This is a genomic window from Streptomyces sp. NPDC093546 (genome assembly GCF_044765045.1).
Taxonomy (GTDB): domain Bacteria; phylum Actinomycetota; class Actinomycetes; order Streptomycetales; family Streptomycetaceae; genus Streptomyces.
Genome location: NZ_JBIWJG010000011.1, coordinates 55,811 through 76,758, shown reverse-complemented (window position 1 = coordinate 76,758; position 20,948 = coordinate 55,811). Strand labels below are relative to the sequence as shown.

Annotated in this window: 20 protein-coding genes and 1 pseudogene; 10 read left to right on the top strand and 11 right to left on the bottom strand. The window is 72.3% G+C overall.

Translation table 11 applies throughout. The features are described from left to right. Positions 1-7: 7 nt before the first annotated feature. The 7 genes from ACIRNI_RS23265 to ACIRNI_RS23235 all read right to left on the bottom strand — a co-directional run bounded on the left by ACIRNI_RS23265 (position 8) and on the right by ACIRNI_RS23235 (position 5,414). Positions 8-403, bottom strand: coding sequence for a hypothetical protein (locus tag ACIRNI_RS23265; protein ID WP_403553900.1), 396 nt, complete (start codon positions 401-403; stop codon positions 8-10). Positions 404-499: 96 nt separating this feature from the next. After that, on the bottom strand, positions 500-871 hold the full coding sequence (locus tag ACIRNI_RS23260; protein WP_403553898.1) for a hypothetical protein: 372 nt from the start codon (positions 869-871) through the stop codon (positions 500-502). A gap of 2 nt (positions 872-873) precedes the next feature. Further along, the gene (locus tag ACIRNI_RS23255; protein ID WP_403553896.1) at positions 874-1,371 is read right to left on the bottom strand and encodes a roadblock/LC7 domain-containing protein; all 498 of its coding nucleotides are present in this window, start codon (positions 1,369-1,371) and stop codon (positions 874-876) included. Next, entirely contained in the window at positions 1,368-2,060 is a 693-nt protein-coding gene (locus ACIRNI_RS23250) for a transcriptional regulator (protein ID WP_403553894.1), read from the bottom strand. The genes ACIRNI_RS23255 and ACIRNI_RS23250 overlap by 4 nt, the downstream gene beginning before the upstream one ends. Continuing rightward, the gene (locus ACIRNI_RS23245; protein ID WP_403553893.1) at positions 2,057-2,488 is read right to left on the bottom strand and encodes a hypothetical protein; all 432 of its coding nucleotides are present in this window, start codon (positions 2,486-2,488) and stop codon (positions 2,057-2,059) included. Before ACIRNI_RS23245 ends, ACIRNI_RS23250 begins: the two co-directional genes overlap by 4 nt. Before the next feature lie 142 nt (positions 2,489-2,630). Further along, the gene (locus ACIRNI_RS23240; RefSeq protein ID WP_403553891.1) at positions 2,631-3,992 is read right to left on the bottom strand and encodes an APC family permease; all 1,362 of its coding nucleotides are present in this window, start codon (positions 3,990-3,992) and stop codon (positions 2,631-2,633) included. A gap of 39 nt (positions 3,993-4,031) precedes the next feature. Continuing rightward, the gene (locus ACIRNI_RS23235; protein ID WP_403553889.1) at positions 4,032-5,414 is read right to left on the bottom strand and encodes a diaminopimelate decarboxylase; all 1,383 of its coding nucleotides are present in this window, start codon (positions 5,412-5,414) and stop codon (positions 4,032-4,034) included. A gap of 124 nt (positions 5,415-5,538) precedes the next feature. Between ACIRNI_RS23235 and hutU the strand changes: the two genes are divergently transcribed. The 4 genes from hutU to hutI all read left to right on the top strand — a co-directional run bounded on the left by hutU (position 5,539) and on the right by hutI (position 11,070). Beyond that, positions 5,539-7,203 (top strand): urocanate hydratase, encoded by a 1,665-nt coding sequence (hutU, locus tag ACIRNI_RS23230; protein ID WP_403553887.1) that lies wholly within the window; start codon positions 5,539-5,541, stop codon positions 7,201-7,203. Positions 7,204-7,214: 11 nt separating this feature from the next. After that, on the top strand, positions 7,215-8,405 hold the full coding sequence (locus tag ACIRNI_RS23225) for an allantoate amidohydrolase (protein WP_403554124.1): 1,191 nt from the start codon (positions 7,215-7,217) through the stop codon (positions 8,403-8,405). Beyond that, positions 8,396-9,736, top strand: coding sequence for a formimidoylglutamate deiminase (locus ACIRNI_RS23220; RefSeq protein WP_403553885.1), 1,341 nt, complete (start codon positions 8,396-8,398; stop codon positions 9,734-9,736). The genes ACIRNI_RS23225 and ACIRNI_RS23220 overlap by 10 nt, the downstream gene beginning before the upstream one ends. Before the next feature lie 86 nt (positions 9,737-9,822). Next, the gene (hutI, locus tag ACIRNI_RS23215; RefSeq protein WP_403553883.1) at positions 9,823-11,070 is read left to right on the top strand and encodes an imidazolonepropionase; all 1,248 of its coding nucleotides are present in this window, start codon (positions 9,823-9,825) and stop codon (positions 11,068-11,070) included. 353 nt (positions 11,071-11,423) lie between these two features. Here the strand turns inward: hutI and ACIRNI_RS23210 are convergent, their stop codons facing one another. Further along, positions 11,424-11,957 (bottom strand): hypothetical protein, encoded by a 534-nt coding sequence (locus tag ACIRNI_RS23210; RefSeq protein ID WP_403553881.1) that lies wholly within the window; start codon positions 11,955-11,957, stop codon positions 11,424-11,426. A gap of 260 nt (positions 11,958-12,217) precedes the next feature. Here ACIRNI_RS23210 and ACIRNI_RS23205 point away from each other — a divergent pair. Next, positions 12,218-12,413 (top strand): annotated as a pseudogene (locus ACIRNI_RS23205) (GNAT family N-acetyltransferase); the annotation flags it as partial. 169 nt (positions 12,414-12,582) lie between these two features. Here ACIRNI_RS23205 and ACIRNI_RS23200 read toward each other — a convergent pair. Then, entirely contained in the window at positions 12,583-13,497 is a 915-nt protein-coding gene (locus ACIRNI_RS23200) for an RNA polymerase sigma factor SigF (RefSeq protein ID WP_403553879.1), read from the bottom strand. A 231-nt stretch (positions 13,498-13,728) separates the two neighbouring features. Here ACIRNI_RS23200 and ACIRNI_RS23195 point away from each other — a divergent pair, with 231 nt between their 5' ends. After that, positions 13,729-14,097: an STAS domain-containing protein gene (locus ACIRNI_RS23195; protein WP_403553877.1), complete on the top strand. Its 369-nt coding sequence runs from the start codon at positions 13,729-13,731 to the stop codon at positions 14,095-14,097. 572 nt (positions 14,098-14,669) lie between these two features. Beyond that, entirely contained in the window at positions 14,670-15,062 is a 393-nt protein-coding gene (locus ACIRNI_RS23190; protein ID WP_403554122.1) for an ATP-binding protein, read from the top strand. Between the two features lie 84 nt (positions 15,063-15,146). Here ACIRNI_RS23190 and ACIRNI_RS23185 read toward each other — a convergent pair whose 3' ends face one another. Beyond that, the gene (locus ACIRNI_RS23185) at positions 15,147-16,649 is read right to left on the bottom strand and encodes a peptide MFS transporter (protein ID WP_403553875.1); all 1,503 of its coding nucleotides are present in this window, start codon (positions 16,647-16,649) and stop codon (positions 15,147-15,149) included. Positions 16,650-17,148: 499 nt separating this feature from the next. Between ACIRNI_RS23185 and ACIRNI_RS23180 the strand changes: the two genes are divergently transcribed. Continuing rightward, positions 17,149-17,826: a response regulator transcription factor gene (locus tag ACIRNI_RS23180; RefSeq protein ID WP_355362203.1), complete on the top strand. Its 678-nt coding sequence runs from the start codon at positions 17,149-17,151 to the stop codon at positions 17,824-17,826. Positions 17,827-17,849: 23 nt separating this feature from the next. Then, on the top strand, positions 17,850-19,115 hold the full coding sequence (locus tag ACIRNI_RS23175) for an ATP-binding protein (protein WP_403553873.1): 1,266 nt from the start codon (positions 17,850-17,852) through the stop codon (positions 19,113-19,115). Positions 19,116-19,118: 3 nt separating this feature from the next. Here ACIRNI_RS23175 and ACIRNI_RS23170 read toward each other — a convergent pair whose 3' ends face one another. Continuing rightward, entirely contained in the window at positions 19,119-19,646 is a 528-nt protein-coding gene (locus tag ACIRNI_RS23170; protein WP_403553871.1) for a GtrA family protein, read from the bottom strand. A gap of 158 nt (positions 19,647-19,804) precedes the next feature. On the opposite strand from ACIRNI_RS23170, the gene ACIRNI_RS23165 reads away from it, so the two are divergent. Then, a complete protein-coding gene (locus ACIRNI_RS23165) occupies positions 19,805-20,923 on the top strand; it encodes a 5-(carboxyamino)imidazole ribonucleotide synthase (RefSeq protein WP_403554120.1) in 1,119 nt (372 codons plus the stop codon). Positions 20,924-20,948 lie beyond the last annotated feature (25 nt).

Here is a 20,948-nt window from a genome sequence, read left to right as displayed (position 1 = left end):
GGCCGTATCAGAGGGCCAGTGCGAGGGTCACCGCGAACGGAACCGGGACCAGCACGGCCGTGCCGAGCCACACTCCCCGCCGGCTGCCGCGCCGCAGCGGCAGCAGCACGTCGACGAGGAGCACCAGCCCGAGGGCGAGCAGCCCGGACACCACGAGCAGGAACATCGCGGGACCCGCGTGGTCCAGGGTGGTGTAGTTGCAGTTCGTGAGCCCTGGCCGGGCCGCCTCCGCCACGCTGCGGCAGTCCATCGGCAGGTACTCCGTCCACAGCCACCACGCGAGGTGCAGCGGAATCATCGCGGGCACGCCGAGCGCGAGGTTCACCACGCCGGGCAGCCAGACGCCGCCACCCCTCGGCCCCCGGCCACCCCCGGTTTTCCCGTCCGTTCCCGGCACCGTCACCCTCACCACTCCCGCCCCTTCGCCATGTGCCGGGGAGGACGGCAGTGATCCGGTCGCCGGTTCCGCGACGGTTCCGCGAGGGGCCGCGGGCGGGTTTCAGACCTCCAGCTCGGCCTCGATCCGGCGGAGCTGGTGGCGGGCCATCGCCAGGTTGGAGCGCTCCTTGTCGAGGGCCAGGTAGAGGAACAGGCCCGCGCCGCCACGGCTCTTGAGGAGGCGGATGAGGTGGTACTGGGTGCCCAGCGTGATCAGGATGTCCTCGATCTCGTCCTTGAGCCCGAGCATCTCCATCGTGCGGACCTTGGCGCGGACGACGTCGGTGTTGCCCGCCGCGGCGATCGCCAGGTCGAGGTCCTTCCCGCCGCCTATCGTGCCGAGGGCCATGCCGCTGGTGTAGTCGACGAGTGCGGCACCGAGGGCGCCGTCGATCGTGGTGGTTTCCTTCAGGGCGGTTTCGACGTTGGCCATGCTCATGCTTCCTTCGGTGTGTGGGACGGCGGTGTGTGGGACGGGCGGGGCGGAATCGGGGGCCGCGCGGGCGGCCGCTGCTGCGGTACGAGGGCGGCGTCGACCACGCTGCCGATGCGGGCGCTGGAGCGGCGGGCCTCCAGGTGGAGGCGGCCGACGTTGACGCGGGGCTCCGCGAGGAGGGTCAGGACGGCCGAGCCGCCCGCCGCGTACGTGGCGACGTAGCCCTCCTCGCCGCGGACCAGCAGCTCGCGGAAGCCGCCCTGGCCGGTCGCGTCGGTGAGCCGCTGGGCCACGCCGAGCGCGGCGGCCGTCAGCGCGGCGACGCCCTCCGCGATTCCGGTGTCGCCGCCCGTGTCGTGGGCCAGGACCAGGCCGTCGACGCTCGCCGCGAGGGCCCCGGTCAGCTGCGGGAGCCGGGCCCGCAGGCGTCTGAGCTCGCCGAGCACCTGGGCCTGCGCTTCGGCGTGGGCGTGGGCTGCCGTGCGGGTCTTCGTCACAGGTGGGCCTCCAGGGCGTCGCGGAGCCGGCGGAGCAGGGCGGTGTCCGGGTCGGGGACGGTCGGCGGCAGCCAGCGCGGGGGCGAGGGCGCCGGTTCCAGCGGCGTCGCGATCAGCCCCGCCGCCGCGAGCCGCCGCACCTCCAGCAGCGTGTGGAAGGCGGGCCGCCCCAGCGCGCGGGCCAGCTCCGCCGGCGTACGCGTCCCGTCGGCGTACGCGAGGAGCGCGCGCTGCCGGAGGGTGACGGTCTGGCCGGGGGCCGCCGGGCGGGCCACCACGGGCGCGGTGTCGACGGCCGGGTACGGCCACACGCCGTCCAGCAGCTCGCGGCGGCGCCGGGTCTCGCGCTCCACGTCGGCCAAAGGGACGGGCCGCACCGGAGCGAGGGGACCGGGCCGCTCGACGGGCCCGTACCGGAAGCGCGTGGGGCCGCTGCCGGGCGTCAGCGCGAAGAACGCCGCGTCGAACAGGGCGCCGAGGCGGCAGATCTCCAGCTCGCCGTCGCCGAGCCGCCGGTCGGGCGGGAGCCGGCCGCCGGCCGTGAGCAGGACGTCGAGGCCGGGGGCGGCGGGGCTCTCGGCGTGGACCACGCGGCCGTCCACGAGGTGGAGCGTGCCGTGGTCGCGCAGCAGCGCGCCGGTGGCGGACTCGGCGGCCAGCCGGAGCAGCAGGGGGGAGGCGACGGTCATCCGAGGACCAGCCGTTCGGCGAGGTCGCGCAGGCGGATGCGGGCGAGGGCGAGGTTGCCGGTGGAGCGGTCGAGCCAGAGGTGGAGGAAGACGCTGCTGTCGAAGGTCGTCTCGACGAAGCGCAGGACGTGGTAGCCGGAGCGGGTGGTGACGATGACGTCCTCGACGGGCGGCCCCTTGGGTAACTCGCCGCCGCCCGGCCCCTCTTCCCGTAACTCCTCGTCCCCCGCGCCGGGCCGGGCGAACGACTCGTACTCGGCCGCCGCCCGCGCCAGTTCGGCCGTCTCGGCGGCGGTCGTCTCGTGGTCGCCCACGGGCGAGTCCCCGATCACGCCCAGCGCCAGACCGCTGGTCCAGTCGACGAGGGCCGCTCCCCGCGCGCCCGGCACGGTCATGGCGTGGAGCAGGCACTCATCGATTCCGGGCACGCGGGCTCGCCTCCCTGATCCCCGTTGCGTGGACACGGCAGTGACGGCGACGTTACGCAACGTTCGCCCGCGCGGCGGGAGTTCTGGCATTTTCCAACGGAACATGCCCGCCACCCGATAGGGTCCGCCTCACACTCGGGCCTCACGTCTCGCCGCGTGCGCGCATCACCACCTTGTTGACCGCCCACAGCCCGATGCCGATCGCCAGCAGCACGCCCGCCCGGATGTAGACGTCCGCGTCCCGGTCCGCGAGCGGGCTCGCCAGGATCAGGGACGTGACCGCCCCGAGGATCGGCAGCGCCGTCGGCGTACGGAAGTGCGCGTGCCCGACGCGGTCCCGGCGCAGGACCAGCACCGCGATGTTGACCACCGCGAAGACGCACAGCAGCAGGAACGCGGTCGTGTCGCCGAGCCCCTCGATCTCGCCGGTGGACACCAGCCCGATGGCCAGGAGCGACACGAAGACGATGCCGACGACCGGCGTGCGCCGCCCGGCGAGCACGCGGCCCATGGCGCGCGGCAGGATCCGCTCGTTGGCCATGCCGTAGCAGAGCCGCGAGGCCATCATGATGTTGATCAGCGCCGAGTTGGTGACGGCGAACAGCGCGATCAGCGCGAACGCCTTGGGCGGGAAGTCCAGCCCGCCCGCCTTGACCACCTCCAGCAGCGGCCCGCTGGACTTCTCCAGCGTGCGGTGGTCGACGAGGAGCGAGGAGACCAGCGCCACCAGGACGTAGATGGTGCCGGTGACCGCGACGCCGGTGAAGATCGCCCGGGGGAAGGTGCGCACCGGGTCGCGGGTCTCCTCGGCCATGTTGACCGAGTCCTCGAACCCGACGAAGGCGAAGAAGCCCAGCGCGGTCGCGCCGAGAACGCCGGTGAGCAGCGCGTACCCCGTGCCGGTCGCCGAGAGGTCGCCGAGGCGCGACGGCTCGCCCTCGCCCGTGAGGACCGCCCACGCGCCGATGGTGAGGATGACGAGCAGGCCCGTCAGCTCCACGACGGTGAGGACGACGTTCGTCTTCACCGACTCCGACACGCCCCGCAGGTTGAGCGCCGCGAGGGCGAGGATGAACAGGATGGCGATCAGCGTCGGCGGGACGGCGCCCCCGGTGAACTCGGCGAGGTAGTCCCCGCTGAAGGCCCGCGCGGCGGCGCTCGCGGACGACAGCCCCGAGCACATCACCATGAAGGCGACGATGAAGGTGAGGAAGGGGACCTTGAACGCCTTCTGGGTGTAGAGGGCCGCTCCGGCGGCCTTCGGGTACTTGCCGACGAGTTCGACGTACGACGCCGCCGTCAGGATCGCGACGACGAAGCCGATCAGGAACGGCAGCCAGAGCGCGCCGCCGATCTTGCCGGCCACCTTGCCGGTGGTGGCGTAGATGCCGGTGCCCAGGATGTCGCCGATGACGAAGAGGATGAGCAGCTTCGGCCCGATGGCCCGCTTGAGCGTGGGCTCGTCTCCGGTGTCAGGACCCTGCTCGGGTGCGTGCGTTGCCATGGGGGACATCTGCCCGGCGGGTGCGGCGTCAGTCGGCGGTCAGTGCGTCACTAGCGCGTCCGGGTGCCCGCCGCCCGCCTCCGCGACGATCTCGGCCACCGTCTGCGGCGGCCGCACGGTCGCGAAGCGGACCGTCCCGTCACCGTCGGCGGTGTAGCCGTACACGCCGGGGCGGGGGAGGGAGTTGTACGCGTAGTGGTGCGCGAAGTAGTACGCCCCGGTGTCCAGCGCCGCCACGACGTCGCCCGGCCGCAGCAGGGGCAGCGGGCGCGCGACGGCGAGGAGGTCGCCCGCGAAGCAGGCGGGGCCCGCCACGTCCTGGTCGACGGCCGGGCCCGTCCTCGGCAGCCCCTCCGCGTCGTACGCGGCGATCCGCAGCGGCCAGGAGACGGGGTCGTAGACGGTACGGGTGGCGACCTGGACGCCCGCGTGGGTGACGGCGATGGGCCGGGAGCCGGACGTCTTGGCGTACTCGACGCGGGCGAGGACCGTGCCGTGCTTGGCCAGCAGGGACCGGCCGAACTCGGTCACCAGGCCGTAGCGCCCGTCGAACAGCCCCGGCACCTCGGCGGCGAGGAGGCGGGCGTACTCCGCGTACGTCGGGGTCTCCTCGTCGGAGGCGAAGTTCACCGGGAGGCCGCCGCCGATGTCGAGGGTGTCGACCTGGCGGCGCCCGGTGGCGGCGTTGATCTCCTCGGCGAGTTCGTACGCCGCGCGGACGCCGGTGACGAGGAGGGACAGCGGCAGGCCCTGGGAGCCGGAGTGGGTGTGCAGCCGGGTGAGCCAGGGGCGGTCGAGGTAGGCCTGTACGACGCGGGCGCGGGCGCCCTCGTCGCGCAGCGCCACGCCGAACTTGGAGGTGGGGGTGGCGGTGGACAGGGCGTCGATGGTGCCGCCGCCGATCTGCGGGTTCACGCGCAGACCGAGGGGCGAGGTGCTGGGGGGCGTCTTGCCGATCAGGGCGTCGATACGGCCCAGCTCCTGCGTGTTGTCGGCGTTGACGGCGATCCCGAGGGCGAGGGCCTCGCGCAGGTCGGCGGGCGTCTTGGCGGGCGAGTCGAGGACGATCCGGGCCGGGTCGACCCCGGCGGCGCGGGCCAGGGCCAGCTCGCCGGGGCTCGCGACCTCGGCGCCGAGCCCGGCCTCGTACAGCAGGCGCAGGACGGGGACGAGCGGGCAGGCCTTGACGGCGAAGGCGTGCAGGACGGGCGCGTCGGTGACGTCCGCGAAGGCGGCGCGCAGGGCGGCGGCGGAGGCGCGGACGCCGTCGAGGTCGAGGAGGGCGGCGACGGGCTCGCGCTCGGTGAGGAGGGCGTGGTCGACGGCGGCTCGTACGGCCTGGTCGCGCGCTGCCGCTCGGGCTTCGCGGAGTGCTCGTACGGCGTCCGGCGGCGGCGCCTGGTCGCGACGGTCTGAAGCCATGTCCTCCAGCCAATCACCCGGTGTGGGCGACCGCAGCCGTTGACTACTTCTATTCAGCAGGCCAGTATGTGAATAACTGATTCTGCAACACGTCTTCGTGCAGTCGTTTCGAGGAGGCATCCCCATGTCAGGACCCCGCCCCGTACGGGCCCCGCGCGGTACGGAACTGAGCGCCCTGGGATGGCAGCAGGAAGCCGCCCTGCGGATGCTGCAGAACAACCTCGACCCCGAGGTCGCCGAGCACCCCGACAAGCTCGTCGTCTACGGCGGCACCGGCAAGGCCGCGCGCGACTGGCGCTCCTTCGACGCCATGGTCCGTACGCTGCGGACGCTGAAGCAGGACGAGACGATGCTCGTCCAGTCCGGCCGCCCGGTCGGCGTCATGCAGACCCACGAGTGGGCGCCGCGCGTCCTCATCGCCAACTCCAACCTGGTGGGCGACTGGGCCAACTGGGAGGAGTTCCGGCGCCTGGAGCAGCTCGGCCTGACCATGTACGGGCAGATGACCGCCGGCTCGTGGATCTACATCGGCACCCAGGGCATCCTCCAGGGCACGTACGAGACGTTCGCCGCCGTCGCCGCGAAGAAGTTCGGCGGCACGCTGGCCGGAACCATCACCCTGACGGCCGGACTCGGCGGCATGGGCGGCGCCCAGCCGCTCGCCGTGACGATGAACGACGGCGTGGCCATCTGCATCGACTGCGACCCGCGCGCCATCGAGCGCCGCATCGAGCACCGCTACCTCGATGTGAAGGCCGACTCCCTCGACCACGCGCTGTCCCTCGCCACCGAGGCCCGCGACGCCCGCAAGCCGCTCTCCATCGGCGTCCTCGGCAACGCCGCCGAGCTCGTCCCGCAGCTGCTGGCCATGGGCGCGCCCATCGACATCGTCACCGACCAGACCTCGGCCCACGACCCGCTGGCGTACCTGCCGGTCGGCGTCGCCTTCGAGGACATGGCGTCGTACGCCGCCGAGAAGCCCGCCGACTTCACCCAGCGGGCCCGCGAGTCGATGGCCCGTCACGTGGAGGCCATGGTCGGCTTCATGGACGCGGGCGCCGAGGTCTTCGACTACGGCAACTCCATCCGCGGCGAGGCGCAGCTCGCCGGCTACGACCGGGCCTTCGCCTTCCCCGGCTTCGTCCCCGCCTACATCCGGCCCCTCTTCTGCGAGGGCAAGGGCCCCTTCCGCTGGGCCGCCCTGTCCGGCGACCCCAAGGACATCGCCGCCACCGACCGCGCGATCCTCGACCTCTTCCCCGAGAACGAGTCCCTCGCCCGGTGGATCAAGATGGCCGGCGAGCGCGTCCACTTCCAGGGCCTGCCCGCCCGCATCTGCTGGCTCGGCTACGGCGAGCGCGACCGCGCGGGCGAGCGCTTCAACGACATGGTCGCGAGCGGCGAGCTCTCCGCGCCGGTCGTCATCGGCCGCGACCACCTCGACTGCGGCTCCGTCGCCTCCCCGTACCGCGAGACCGAGGCCATGCTCGACGGCTCCGACGCCATCGCCGACTGGCCGCTCCTCAACGCCATGGTCAACGTCGCCTCCGGCGCCTCCTGGGTCTCCCTCCACCATGGCGGCGGCGTCGGCATGGGCCGCTCGATCCACGCGGGCCAGGTCACGGTCGCCGACGGCACGCCGCTGGCGGGCGAGAAGATCCGCCGCGTGCTGACCAACGACCCGGGCATGGGCGTCATCCGGCACGTGGACGCCGGGTACGACATCGCGGAGAACGTCGCCGACGAGAAGGGCGTGCGCGTCCCGATGCGCGAGGGTGACCAGGCGTGACCTTCCACGAGATGTGGGCCGAGCTCGCGCCCGTCGGCCGGAACCGGGACAGCGGCGGCTACCGCCGCTACGCCTGGACCGAGGCCGACCGCGACTGCCGCGCCTGGTTCCGGGCGCAGGCCGAGGCGCGCGGCCTGACGTACGAGACCGACCGCAACGGCAACCAGTGGGCCTGGCTCGGCGACCCCCTCGGCGAGGGCGCGATCGTCACCGGCTCGCACCTGGACTCGGTCCCGGACGGCGGCGCCTTCGACGGCCCGCTGGGTGTGGTGTCCTCCTTCGCGGCCCTGGACGAACTCCGCCACAGGGGTGTGGAGTTCCGCCGGCCGGTCGCCGTCACCAACTTCGGTGACGAGGAGGGGGCCCGCTTCGGCCTCGCCTGCGTCGGCTCCCGGCTCACGGCCGGGCAGCTGACCAAGGAGGCGGCGTACGCGCTGCGCGACGGCGACGGCGTCACGCTGCCGCAGGCCATGGAGGCGGCCGGGTACGACCCGGAGGCCATCGGCCCGGACCCGGAGCGGCTCGCGCGCATCGGCGCCTTCGTCGAGCTCCACGTCGAGCAGGGGCGGGCCCTGGACCTGTCGGGCGACCCGGTCGGCATCGCCTCCGCCATCTGGCCGCACGGCCGCTGGCGGTACGACTTCCACGGCGAGGCCAACCACGCCGGCACCACCCGGCTGGCCGACCGGCGCGACCCGATGCTGACGTACGCCGAGACGGTGCTCGCCGCCCGCCGCGAGGCGGAGCTGGCGGGCGCGGTGGCCACCTTCGGCAAGATCGCGGTCGAGCCGAACGGCGTCAACGCCATCCCGTCGCTGGTGCGCGGCTGGCTCGACTCGCGCGCGGCCGACCAGGAGACGCTGGACACCGTCGTGACCGGCATCGAACGGGCCGCGCGCGAGTACGCCGACCGGCACGGGATCGACCTCACGGTCGTGCGGGAGTCCTTCACGCCGGTCGTCGAGTTCGAGCACGCGCTGCGCGACGAGCTCGCCAAGATCCTCGGCGGCGGCATCCCGGTCCTCGGCACCGGCGCCGGACACGACGCGGGCATCCTGTCCGCCTCCATCCCGACGGCCATGCTGTTCGTGCGGAACCCGACGGGCGTCTCCCACTCCCCGGCCGAGTCCGCGACCGAGGACGACTGCGTGGCGGGCGTCCGCGCCCTCGCCGACGTACTGGAGGGACTGGCATGCGCGTGACCACGTACTGGCTGGAGCGCGCCTGGCTGGACCCGGCGGTCGAGTCGGGCGTGGCCCTGGAGGTGGCAGCGGACGGCCGGATCGCCGCCGTCCGCACCGGCGTCGCCACCCCGCCGCCGGGCGCGGCCGTCCTGCGGGGCCTGACGCTCCCGGGCCTGGCGAACGCGCACAGCCACGCCTTCCACCGGGCCCTGCGCGGCTCCGTGCAGGTCGGCAGCGGGACTTTCTGGACCTGGCGCGAGGTCATGTACGGGGTCGCCCAGCGGCTCACCCCGGACTCCTACCACGCGCTCGCGCGGGCGACGTACGCCGAGATGGCCCTCGCCGGCATCACCGCCGTGGGTGAGTTCCACTACCTGCACCACGCGCCCGGCGGCGCCCCCTACGCCGACCCCAACGCCATGGGCGAGGCGCTCGTCGCGGCGGCCGCCGAGGCGGGCATCCGGATCACGCTGCTCGACACGGCCTATCTGTCGAGCGGCTTCGGAGAGCCGCCCAACGAGCACCAGCTGCGCTTCTCCGACGGCACGGCGGACGCGTGGGCGGAGCGCGCCGCGCTCCTCAAGGAGCGGGAGCACGCCCGCGTGGGCGCCGCCATCCACTCCGTACGCGCGGTCCCCGCCGACCAGCTCGCCACGGTCGCCCAGTGGGCCGCCGAGCGCCGGGCGCCCCTGCACGTCCACCTCTCCGAACAGACGGCGGAGAACGAGGCGTGCCTGGCAGCCCACGGCCGCACCCCCACCCGCCTGCTCGCCGACCACGGCGTGCTCGGCGCCCACACCACCGGCGTCCACAACACCCACCTCACCGACGAGGACATCGCCCTGCTCGGCGGCTCGGCCACCGGCACCTGCATGTGCCCGACGACCGAGCGCGACCTGGCCGACGGCATCGGCCCGGCCGCCGCCCTCCAGCGGGCCGGCTCGCCCCTGTCGCTGGGCAGCGACAGCCACGCGGTGATCGACCTGCTGGAGGAGGCGCGTGCGATGGAGCTCGACGAGCGCCTGCGCACCCGCACCCGGGGCCACTGGACGGCCGCCGCGCTGCTGCGCGCCGCCACCGCCGACGGCCACGCTTCCCTCGGCTGGTCCGACGCCGGCCGCCTGGAGGCGGGCGCGCTCGCCGACTTCACGACGATCGCGCTCGACTCGGTCAGGACAGCGGGGCCGCCACCGCGTCTGGCAGCTGAGACGGCGGTATTCGCCGCGTCGGCAGCGGATGTGCGCCATACGGTCGTGGGAGGCCGCCATGTCGTGCGGGACGGGGCCCACGCCCTGGTTCCGGACGTCCCCCGGGCACTGGCGGACGCGATCGCCGCCCTGCGCGACTGACGCGACCGACGCCGCCGGTCCCGGCACCGGCGGCACCACCGGCAGCACGACCGACGCCCGCACGACCGAAGGAGGCATCCCTCACCATGAGCAGCGGTCCGGAGACCACGAACACCCCCGCGGCGACGCCCGCCCCCGCCACGACGAACAGCGCCGTCGCGGCGACGGCGACCGTCATCACCAACATCGCCAGCCTGGTCACCAACGACCCCTCCCTCGGTGACGGATCTCCCCTCGGTCTGATCCGGGACGCGGCCGTCGTCATCGACGGCGACCGCGTCTCCTGGATCGGTGAATCCAGCAAAGCACCCGCCACTGACAATCGGGTCGACGCCGGCGGCCGGGCCGTCGTCCCCGGCTTCGTCGACTCCCACTCCCACCTCGTCTTCGCGGGCGACCGCACCGCCGAGTTCAACGCCCGCATGTCCGGGCAGCCGTACGCCGCCGGCGGCATCCGCACCACCGTCGCCGCCACCCGCGCCGCCACCGACGAGGCCCTCGAAGCGAACCTCACCCGCTATCTGCGCGAGGCCCTGGGCCAGGGCACGACCACCTTCGAGACCAAGTCCGGCTACGGCCTCACCGTCGAGGACGAGGCCCGCGCCCTGCGCATCGCCGCCCGCCACACCGACGAGGTCACCTACCTCGGCGCGCACATCGTCTCTCCCGACTACGCCGACGACCCGGCCGGCTACGTCGACCTCGTCACCGGCCCGATGCTGGAGGCGTGCGCCCCGCACGCCCGCTGGATCGACGTCTTCTGCGAGAAGGGCGCCTTCGACGGGGACCAGGCCCGGGCCATCCTCACCGCCGGAAAGGCGCGCGGCCTGCACCCGCGCGTCCACGCCAACCAGTTGTCGTACGGCCCCGGCGTCCAGCTCGCCGTCGAGCTCGGCGCCGCCTCCGCCGACCACTGCACCCACCTCACGCAGGCCGATGTGGACGCCCTCGCCAGCGGCGACACGGTCGCCACCCTGCTCCCCGGCGCCGAGTTCTCCACCCGCGCCGAGTGGCCGGACGCGCGCCGCCTGCTCGACGCGGGGGTGACCGTCGCCCTGTCCACGGACTGCAACCCCGGCTCCTCCTTCACCTCCTCGATGCCGTTCTGCGTCGCCCTCGCCGTACGGGACATGGGCATGACCCCCGACGAGGCGCTCTGGTCCGCCACCGCCGGCGGCGCCGCCGCCCTGCGCCGCGACGACATCGGCCGCCTCACCCCCGGCGCCCGCGCGGACCTGGTCCTCCTGGACGCCCCCTCCCACGTCCACCTGGCCTATCGCCCGGGCGTCCCGCTGGCCACGGCGGTCTGGCGCGGCGGTGAGCGGGTGCTGTAGCTCTGGGGCGCGGTACATTCCGGAACCGCGGGAGACGCCCGCCGCCCGCTTCAACGGAGATCGAGCAGCATCACGTCGTAGAGTTCCGCGCCCTGCCATGGCCGCGCCTCGCCTGTCTTGCGGTAACCCCACGTCCGGTACGCCGCCAGTGCCGCTTCGCTCTCCGGGTGGACCGGTTGAGCAGCACGAGCTCGACCCCGGAGCCGTCCAGCACCGTCTCGTGCAACCGTCGCGCGGCGCCTGGACCGCGACCACGACCGGGCTGGCGAACCTTGCCCAGTTGGGCACCCCGGCGTCCGTTTCGGCGCGGCCAGTCCGGCGCCGGCGCCCGGACGGCCGGGCGCCGGCGCTGGTTACTGCTCGACGCGGAAGTAGGCAAACTCGCGGAAGTTGGGCAGCACCGTGTTGAACAGCTGGAGCCAGCCCTTGCCGCCGGAGGGGTAGGTGGCGTAGTTCTTGTGCTTGTCCGCGATCAGGAATCCACGGGACGACGGGACCACCTGGAAGACGGTGGCGTTCTCGCGCGTGTCCAGCCTGACGCCGTTGCCGACGCCGCTCCAGTAGGTGTATCCGCCCCAGTGACCGCTGGTGCTCTCGATGGTGTAACCGTCTCCCTGCTGGCGGAAGATGACCTTGGTCCCCTTGCTGCCGCTGTCGTTGGTCAGCAGCGCGTAGTCCCAGTTGGCGTACACCTCGATCGTGACGCCGCGGTTGCTGGCGTTCTCGATGAGGTGAACAGGGGTGTCCACCGGGACCGCGGCGGCCGCCCTCGCAGCCGCGACAGCCGGGGTGTTCGCCGGGTCGGCCTGAGCCCCGGGGGCGGCGAGCGAGACGATACCGACAGAGGCGAGAACAGCGGCGACCACAGTACGGCGAAACGCGAACATATCTTCTCCTTCGATCACACCGACACTCGACCGAACGGGCCACGCCGCTTTCCGCGCACCCCCGTCGATCACCATCTGTGTTCCGAGGAAGCGCCCCCCATGCGACCGGTTCGGGCCCATCACCCGAACCAGCGACGCCGCGCCCGTCAGGCGATCGTCACGCGTCACTTCATCACCATGCGTAAGTAGCCCTGTCGCGGAGGGATTTGGCCCGGTACCGTCTCGTCCAGCAAGGCTCAGGGGGAGACTGGGGAGCCGGGACCGCTCGCCAAGAGCGGCGCCTTGCCCGTCAGGCCGGGGAGGTGCGGTTCGTGTTCGACGAGCGAGACGCGGCCGCCCTGCGCGGCCTCATGGCGTGGAAGTCCGCCCAGTACCGCCGTACCGGCCGCCGCCCGGTTCGCGCGCGAGTGGATCACCACCCTGGTGCGCGGACCGCACCACACCCGCGCGCCGGACAGCTCGCCCGCGCCCTGGACTCGCTCCTCGCCCAGGACCACCCCGACCACGAGATCGTCGTCGTCGACAACGCGCCCCGGGGGGACGACTCCGTCAAGACGGCCGAAGGGCCCATCCCTTGACGGAAACGGGCCCTTCGGACACGGGGGAAGGGGGTGACGGGGCGGTGTCACTCCTCCACGGTCAGCCCCTTGCGGAGCTTGCCCAGGGTGCGGGAGAGCAGCCGCGAGACGTGCATCTGCGAGATGTTGAGCTCCTCGCCGATCTCCGACTGCGTCATGCCGGCGACGAAGCGCAGGGAGAGGATCTTGCGGTCGCGGGCGGGCAGCGAGGCGATCAGCGGCTTGAGGGACTCGATGTACTCGATGCCCTCCAGGCCGTTGTCCTCGTAGCCGATGCGGTCCGCGAGCGCGCCCTCCGTGTCGTCCTCCTCGGGCTGGGCGTCGAGCGAGCTCGCGGTGTACGCGTTGCTCGCCGCCATGCCCTCGACGACCTCCTCCTTGGTGATGCCGAGTTTCTCGGCGAGCTCACCGACGGTCGGCGCGCGGTCCAGCTGCTGGGCGAGCTCGTCACCGGCCTTCGCCAGGTCGAGGCGGAGCTCCTGCAGCCGGCGCGGGACGCGCACGGACCACGAGGTGTCGCGGAAGAAGCGCTTGATCTCTCCGACGATGGTTGGCATCGCGAAGGTGGGGAACTCGACCCCTCGGGCGAGCTCGAACCGGTCGATGGCCTTGATCAGGCCGATGGTGCCGACCTGGATGATGTCCTCCATCGGCTCGCTGCGGGAGCGGAACCGGGAGGCGGCGAACTTGACGAGGGCGAGGTTGAGCTCGACGAGGGTGTTGCGGACGTACGCGTACTCGTGCGTGCCCTCTTCGAGCGTCTCGAGGCGGGCGAAAAGCGTCTTCGACAGGGCGCGCGCGTCGAGCGCCGCGACCTCGTCGTACGGCGGGATCTCGGGCAGGTCGCTCAGACCGCTCGGACCGCTCGGATGGTCGGGGGTGTGGATGAGTTCGGGCGGAGTTGCCGACGCCGCGTCGGGGGTACGCGTTTCGTCGAGCCGGGGTGACATGGTCTCCTCCATCGTTCTCGGCATAAGGCCGCCGATGCCGAATTGCGTCGCTGCGGTGTGCGGCGCCTCCAAAGCCGGCTGGGTGGGTCGATGAGTGTCCCTACTAGGCCTACCCGCTCTTCCTAGGTCGTTGCAAGTGTCAATTGTCCCATATGTCTGACTAACGGGGGAGTCCGACTACCGGCCGATCGAAGGAGGGCGTAGGGTTCTACCGACTCAACGGCATCGGCGAAGAGGGGCGGCATGGACCGCGGGACGGTCGGCAGCGCGAATCAGGGCCGGCTCAGCGTCGGGGTCCGGACGGTGGGCCGCAGTGAGATCGTCACACCGGTGGGTGAGTTGGATCACCACACCGCGGATCTGCTGCGCGAACCGCTGGAAGCCGCGCTGGCGCAAGGGCGTTCACGGTTGGTGGTGGACTGCTCGCAGCTTGCTTTCTGCGACTCCACCGGCCTCAACGTCCTGCTGGGGGCCCGGCTCAAGGCCGAGGCGGCAGGGGGTGGAGTCCATCTGGCCGGAATGCAGCCCGTGGTGGCCCGCGTCTTCGAGATCACCGGCGCGGAAGCGGTCTTCACCGTGCACGACTCCCTGGAAGCGGCGCTCGCCGACTGACTTGGCCCACCCTTCCCGAGCCGCCGCGCCCGCAGTGCCGTCAGGCCCTGCCGCGACGGCCGGCAGCGGCGGTCGGGTTGCTCACGCGCATCGCGTGACGAACCGGGTGTCGTACCCGCAACTCCGGGCAGAAGAACCTGCGCGAGGGCGTGACGGGTGGGACTCCGCGACTCTCCGTATCGAAACTTATTGGCAATGGCGAACTGGTGAATCGGTGAGGTGAAGCGCTGATGGGCAGCACCCAGCAGCATCCGCCGAGCGGCCTCGGCGGCGAGCCGGGCGGCGCGGGCGTCGGCGCGGGTGCCGAACCTGTCGCCGGCCCCGTCAAGGGTGTCGACGCCACGGCGCAGCGGGCCGCGGCAGCCGGCGGGACCGCGGTCCGCGCCTCCTCCTCCACCGGGCCGGGCACGCCGCCCGGCACACCACCGGGCACCCCGCCCGGCTCCGGTGCCAGGGCGCGCGCCGCGTCGGGTACGCCGTCGGGCGCGCAGTCCGGCCCGCCGTCCGGCACCCCGGCCTCGCCGGACGCCGCCTCGCCGCGTCCCGCCTCCGAGGGCGGTCGGTTCCGGAGGCTGTCCCTCGGCAGCGCCAGCGGGATCGTTCCGCTCGCGCGCGACTTCACCAGGCAAGCGCTCTACGACTGGGGCTGGCTGCCCGCCGCCACCGCCGACCGCCGCGCCGCCGCCGAGGACGTCCTGCTCGTCGTCTCCGAGCTCGTCACCAACGCCTGCCTGCACGCCGAGGGCCCCGAGGAGCTGCGCGTCTCGCTCGACGCCAAGGTGCTGCGCCTGGAGGTCGAGGACCGCGGCGCCGGCCAGCCCGAGCCCCGCACCCCGCACCGCGCCGGACGGCCCGGCGGACACGGCATGTTCATCGTGCAGCGCCTGTGCCTCGACTGGGGGGTCGTCCGGGCCGACGACGCCCCGGGCAAGACGGTCTGGGCGGAACTCGCGGCCCCGGCGTAACCCTCCGTACGAAGAAACGCGAAGGGCCGCCGTACCGGAAGCATCCGGTACGGCGGCCCTTTTCGTGCCGTGTCGTGCCGTGGGTCAGTGCACGCCGCCCATGAGGGGCTGCACCTTCCGGCGGTACATGAAGATCGCGACACCGGCGAGCACCGCGAGCGCGCCCTGGCTCGCGAACCACCACGTGGTGTCGGTCGGCGCGCCCATGAGCTGGAGCAGCGCGATGACCGAGTCACCGGCGGTGACCGCCAGGAACCAGACGCCCATCATCTGCGAGGCGTACTTCTGCGGCGCCAGCTTCGTCGTCAGCGACAGGCCGACCGGCGAGAGGGTGAGCTCACCGACGGTCTGGATCAGGTAGACCGAGCACAGCCAGAGCGGGGTGACCATCACGCCACCCGCGGAGGCGGCCTGCGCCAGCATCATCACGAAGAACGAGGCGCCGATCAGCACCAGGCCCTGCGTGAACTTCACCAGGGTGCTGGGCTCCTTGGAGCGGCGGGCGAGCGCCACCCACAGCCAGGCGAAGACCGGGGCCAGCGCCATCACGTACAGCGGGTTCAGCGACTGGAACCAGCTGGCGGGGAACTCGAAGCCGAAGAGGGAGCCCGCGGTGTTGTGCTCCGCGAACAGGCTCAGGGTCGAGCCGGTCTGGTCGTAGATGCCCCAGAAGACGGCGGCGGCGACGAAGAACCAGACGTACGCCGACATCCGGGACCGCTCGACCTGGTCCAGGTCGGTGTCGCGCTTGATGCGGATCAGGTACCAGGCGGGCAGCACCAGGCCGAGGATGGTCAGCGGCCACAGCACCCAGTCGATGGTCAGCATGCCGGCCAGGCCGGCGATGCCGTACGCGACGACCGCGACGGCCAGCCAGATCAGCGCCTTCTTGATGATGGCGGCGCGCTCGGTGTCCGACAGCGGCGCGGGCACCTGGTTCGACTCCGGAGCCAGGTTGCGGAAGCCCAGGAAGTAGAACGCGAGGCCGAGGGCCATGCCGACGCCGGCCATGGCGAAGCCGTAGTGCCAGTTGATCTTCTGGCCCACGTAGCCGATGGTCAGCGGGGCGACGAAGGCACCGAGGTTGATGCCCATGTAGAAGATCGTGAAGCCGCCGTCCCGGCGCGGGTCGTTCTTGTCCCGGTACAGGTGGCCGACCATCGTCGAGATGTTGGCCTTGAGCAGACCGGAGCCGGCGGCGATGAACGCCAGGCCGATGAAGAAGGAGATCTCCATCGGCAGGGCCAGCAGGAAGTGGCCGATCATGATGATCGTGCCGGAGATCGCCACCGTCTTGCGGGCACCCCACACCCGGTCGCCGAACCAGCCGCCGGGCAGCGCGAGGAGGTACACCATCGCGTTGTAGACGGAGTAGATGGCGACCGCGGTCGCCGTGTCGAAGCCGAGGCCGCCCTTGGCCACGGAGGCCGACAGGTAGAGCACGAGCAGAGCCCGCATGCCGTAGAAGCTGTAGCGCTCCCACATCTCGGTCATGAAGAGGTTGGCCAGACCGCGGGGGTGGCCGAGGAACGTCTTCTCAAGGCCGGCGGTGCTGCCGGCCGGGTCCCTCGTCAGGCTGGACGCCATGGTCGATCCTTGCTTGCTCGGGACGCGCCGTCCGCTTCGTGAGCGTGACGCGCCCGGTGGGGGGCGCGGCCGGCACCGGCGCGCGTTCCGCCCCCGTCCCCCCGACGCCCGGACAGGGGTTCGCCCCCGTGTCGCACACGGAGGCGAGGGATCGGACGCACCGGGATCCACGCCCCGACAGGCGCGTCGTCGCGCATCGGGGCCCGGCCCACAGTTCGTTCACTGCCTCAAGGCTGGCAGGGCCGGCCCCGGGCAGAAAAGAGACCCTTGGCGCTCTTGGCGGGCCAAAGGTCCCGGAGTACTGCATCAGGCGTCTCGCCACCATACGACACGACAGTGGCGGATATGGAAGGACTTGAGACATGGATCACAGGGATGCATGGAACCATCTGCCCATAATCGAAGGTGATCAACCGAATGACACCCCATAGTCCCAGGGGATGGTGATCAAGCGCCGATCCCACTCCGGCGCGTACCCCGCGCGGACTACCATCAGCCCATGACCCGTGTACTGCTCGCCGAGGACGACGCATCCATCTCGGAACCGCTGGCCCGCGCCCTGCGGCGGGAGGGGTACGAGGTCGAGGTGCGCGAGGACGGACCGACCGCGCTCGAGACGGGACTCAAGGGCGGGGTCGACCTCGTCGTACTGGACCTGGGCCTGCCCGGCATGGACGGGCTCGAAGTGGCCCGGCGCCTGCGCGCGGACGGCCACACGGTGCCGATCCTGGTGCTGACCGCCCGCGCCGACGAGGTCGACACCGTTGTCGGGCTCGACGCGGGCGCGGACGACTACGTCACCAAGCCGTTCCGGCTCGCCGAGCTCCTCGCCCGGGTCCGGGCCCTGCTGCGGCGCGGCTCCGCCGAGCCGGCCCCGGCGCCCGCCACCCACGGCGTACGCATCGACGTCGAGTCGCACCGCGCCTGGATGGGCGACGAGGAGCTCCAGCTCACGGCGAAGGAGTTCGACCTGCTGCGGGTCCTGGTCCGGGACGCCGGCCGGGTCGTCACGCGCGACCAGCTGATGCGCGAGGTGTGGGACACCACCTGGTGGTCCTCCACCAAGACCCTCGACATGCACATCTCCTGGCTGCGCAAGAAGCTCGGCGACGACGCCGCGAACCCGCGCTACATCGCCACCGTGCGCGGCGTCGGCTTCCGCTTCGAAAAGAGCTAGGCACTCAACGTTAGGTACGGACCGTGCGCCGCCGACTGATCAACTCCACGCTCGCGGTGGTGCTCGTCGTCATCGCCGTCTTCGGGGTCTCCCTCGTCATCGTCGAGACCCGCACCATCAGCAGCAGCGCCCAGGAGAGCGTGGACTCCGAGGCGGTGAGCCTGATCTCCATCGTGGAGAGCCGGCTGATCGGCGGGGAGCCCGTCAACCCCGACATCCTCGCCGAGCAGAGCGGCGCCAAGCGGTACGCCGTGATCCGCATCCCCGGGCGCCCGCCCATCGAGATCGGCGAGCGCCCCGAGGGCAGCGTCATCCGCGGCACCGCCGAGGGCGAGCGCGGCGAGACCGTCACCGTCGAGGAGCCGCGCTCCACCGTCGCGGCCGAGGTCGGCCGCACGCTGCTGATCATCGGCGCCGTGGCGCTGCTCGCGGTGATCGCCGCCGTCCTCCTCGCCGTACGCCAGGCCAACCGGCTCGCCTCGCCGCTCACCGACCTCGCCGAGACCGCCGAGCGGCTCGGCTCCGGCGACCCCCGGCCCCGCCACAAGCGGTACGGCGTGCCCGAGCTGGACCGGGTCGCGGACGTCCTGGACGCCTCCGCCGAGCGGATCGCCCGCATGCTCACCGCCGAGCGCCGGCTGGCCGCCGACGCCTCGCACCAGCTGCGTACGCCGCTGACCGCGCTCTCCATGCGGCTGGAGGAGATCTCCGTCACCGACGACCCCGAGACGGTCAAGGAGGAGGCGCACATCGCGCTCACCCAGGTCGAGCGGCTGACGGACGTGGTCCAGCGCCTCCTGACGAACTCGCGCGACCCGCGCACCGGCTCGGCGATCGCCTTCGATCTCGACGAGGTCGTCAAGCAGCAGATCGAGGAGTGGCGCCCGGCCTACCGCAGCGCCGGGCGGGCCATCGTCCGCTCCGGCAAGGTCGGCATGCGCGCGGTCGGCACCCCCGGCGCGGTCGCCCAGGTGCTCGCCGCGCTGATCGAGAACTCGTTGATGCACGGCGGCGGCACGGTCGCGCTGCGCACCCGCGTCATCGGCAACCAGGCGGTGGTGGAGGTCACCGACGAGGGCCCGGGCGTCCCGCCCGACCTCGGCGCGCGCATCTTCGAGCGGACCATCAGCGGCCGCAACTCGACCGGCATCGGCCTCGCCGTCGCCCGCGACCTCGCGGAGGCGGACGGTGGCCGGCTGGAGCTGCTCCAGCAGCAGCCGCCGGTCTTCGCGCTCTTCCTGAGCCGCGAGGTGCCCCGCCGCGAGGACCACCCGCCGACGGTGCGGTGAGCTTTACCGGCGAGGTCCCACCGGCTCGGCGGCGGGCTCGTCGCGGTGCCGCCGCTGTTCCAGGAACGATTCGGCAGCGGGCGGCGCGGCCTCGGCGCCCGGCAGCGTACGGAACACCCAGGTGCGGTACGACCAGAAGCGGAAGAGCGTGGCGACGCCGATGCCGAAGAACTTGAAGAAGTTGCTCTGCAGCGGGCTGTCCCAGCCGAAGCCGTACGTCGCGGCGAACAGCACGCCGTTCTCGATGACCATCCCCACCACGCTGAAGGCGAGGAAGAGCGAGAGCTCGCGCGTACGGCCGCTCTTGTCACGGTCCCGGTACGTGAAGTAGCGGAAGCCCACGTAGTTGAAGGCGATGGCGACGACGGTCGCGATCAGACTGGCCCGTACCACCGGGATCTCGGTGGTGTGGCGCACCAGGTTGAAGACCGCCATGTTGACCAGCAGTCCGAGGCCGCCGACCACCCCGAATTTGGCGATCTCGCGGACGAGCCGGTCCAGCCGCACCCGCAGTGCGCCCCGTTCACTCATGGTGATCTCACAGCCCCGTCCGGTCGAGTGGGTCAACCAAGCCATGCTAACCAGGGCCCGTCGGCGTCGCTCGGGGAGCGGAACGGACCCCTTCCCCGGGGAGGGGGGCCCTTCCCGGGGCCGGATACCCTAAGAGGGTGACGTTCCCGGTAGTAGGCATGGTGGGCGGCGGACAGCTGGCCCGGATGACCCACGAGGCGGGTATCCCCCTCGGCATCAGATTCAAGCTCCTCAGTGACACTCCCCAGGACTCCGCGGCGCAGGTCGTGAGCGATGTCGTCATCGGCGACTACCGCGACCTGGACACGCTGCGTGAGTTCGCGCGCGGCTGCGATGTGATCACCTTCGACCACGAGCACGTACCGACCGAGCACCTACGGGCCCTGGAGGCTGACGGCATCCCCGTCCGCCCGGGGCCCGACGCGTTGGTGCACGCCCAGGACAAGGGCGTGATGCGCGCGAAGCTCGACGCGATCGGCGCTCCCTGCCCCCGCCACCGCATCGTGGCCGACCCGGCCGACGTGTCGGCCTTCGCGGCCGAGGGCGACGGTTTCCCCGTGATCCTCAAGACGGTGCGCGGCGGGTACGACGGCAAGGGCGTGTGGTTCGTACGCTCCGAGGCCGACGCCCACGAGCCCTTCCGGGCCGGGGTGCCGGTCCTGGCGGAGGAGAAGGTCGACTTCGTCCGCGAGCTCGCGGCGAACATCGTCCGCTCCCCGCACGGCCAGGCCGTGGCGTACCCGGTCGTCGAGTCGCGGCAGGTCGACGGCGTCTGCGACACGGTGATCGCCCCGGCGCCGGACCTCTCGCCCGAGCTGGCCGGGCAGGCGCAGGAGCTCGCGCTGCGCATCGCCAAGGAGCTGGGCGTCGTCGGCCACCTCGCCGTCGAGCTCTTCGAGACCCGCGACGGCCGCATCCTCGTGAACGAGCTGGCCATGCGGCCGCACAACTCCGGCCACTGGACCCAGGACGGCGCGGTCACCTCGCAGTTCGCCAACCACGTGCGGGCCGTGCTCGACCTCCCGCTGGGCGACCCGCGCCCGCGCGCCCCGTGGACCGTCATGTGCAATGTGCTGGGGGGCGACTTCCCGGACATGTACCAGGCGTACCTGCACTGCATGGCCCGCGACCCGCAGCTGAAGATCCATATGTACGGCAAGGACGTGAAGCCCGGCCGCAAGGTGGGGCACGTCAACACCTACGGTGACGACCTGGACGACGTGCTGGAGCGCGCGCGCCACGCCGCCGACTATCTGCGAGGAACGATCGTTGAGTAACGCACTCGGACCCAACGGGCAGAAC

Excerpts from the sequence above, each read along its gene's own strand:
- hutI (WP_403553883.1), top strand. The coding sequence starts at position 9,823 with ATGAGCAGCGGTCCGGAGACCACGAACACCCCCGCGGCGACGCCCGCC.
- ACIRNI_RS23240 (WP_403553891.1), bottom strand. The coding sequence starts at position 3,992 with ATGGCAACGCACGCACCCGAGCAGGGTCCTGACACCGGAGACGAGCCC.
- ACIRNI_RS23220 (WP_403553885.1), top strand. The coding sequence starts at position 8,396 with ATGCGCGTGACCACGTACTGGCTGGAGCGCGCCTGGCTGGACCCGGCG.
- ACIRNI_RS23165 (WP_403554120.1), top strand. The coding sequence starts at position 19,805 with ATGGTGGGCGGCGGACAGCTGGCCCGGATGACCCACGAGGCGGGTATC.
- ACIRNI_RS23250 (WP_403553894.1), bottom strand. The coding sequence starts at position 2,060 with ATGACCGTCGCCTCCCCCCTGCTGCTCCGGCTGGCCGCCGAGTCCGCC.
- ACIRNI_RS23260 (WP_403553898.1), bottom strand. The coding sequence starts at position 871 with ATGGCCAACGTCGAAACCGCCCTGAAGGAAACCACCACGATCGACGGC.
- ACIRNI_RS23180 (WP_355362203.1), top strand. The coding sequence starts at position 17,149 with ATGACCCGTGTACTGCTCGCCGAGGACGACGCATCCATCTCGGAACCG.
- ACIRNI_RS23185 (WP_403553875.1), bottom strand. The coding sequence starts at position 16,649 with ATGGCGTCCAGCCTGACGAGGGACCCGGCCGGCAGCACCGCCGGCCTT.
- ACIRNI_RS23210 (WP_403553881.1), bottom strand. The coding sequence starts at position 11,957 with ATGTTCGCGTTTCGCCGTACTGTGGTCGCCGCTGTTCTCGCCTCTGTC.
- ACIRNI_RS23235 (WP_403553889.1), bottom strand. The coding sequence starts at position 5,414 with ATGGCTTCAGACCGTCGCGACCAGGCGCCGCCGCCGGACGCCGTACGA.
- ACIRNI_RS23195 (WP_403553877.1), top strand. The coding sequence starts at position 13,729 with ATGGACCGCGGGACGGTCGGCAGCGCGAATCAGGGCCGGCTCAGCGTC.
- ACIRNI_RS23225 (WP_403554124.1), top strand. The coding sequence starts at position 7,215 with ATGTGGGCCGAGCTCGCGCCCGTCGGCCGGAACCGGGACAGCGGCGGC.
- ACIRNI_RS23200 (WP_403553879.1), bottom strand. The coding sequence starts at position 13,497 with ATGGAGGAGACCATGTCACCCCGGCTCGACGAAACGCGTACCCCCGAC.
- hutU (WP_403553887.1), top strand. The coding sequence starts at position 5,539 with ATGTCAGGACCCCGCCCCGTACGGGCCCCGCGCGGTACGGAACTGAGC.
- ACIRNI_RS23170 (WP_403553871.1), bottom strand. The coding sequence starts at position 19,646 with ATGAGTGAACGGGGCGCACTGCGGGTGCGGCTGGACCGGCTCGTCCGC.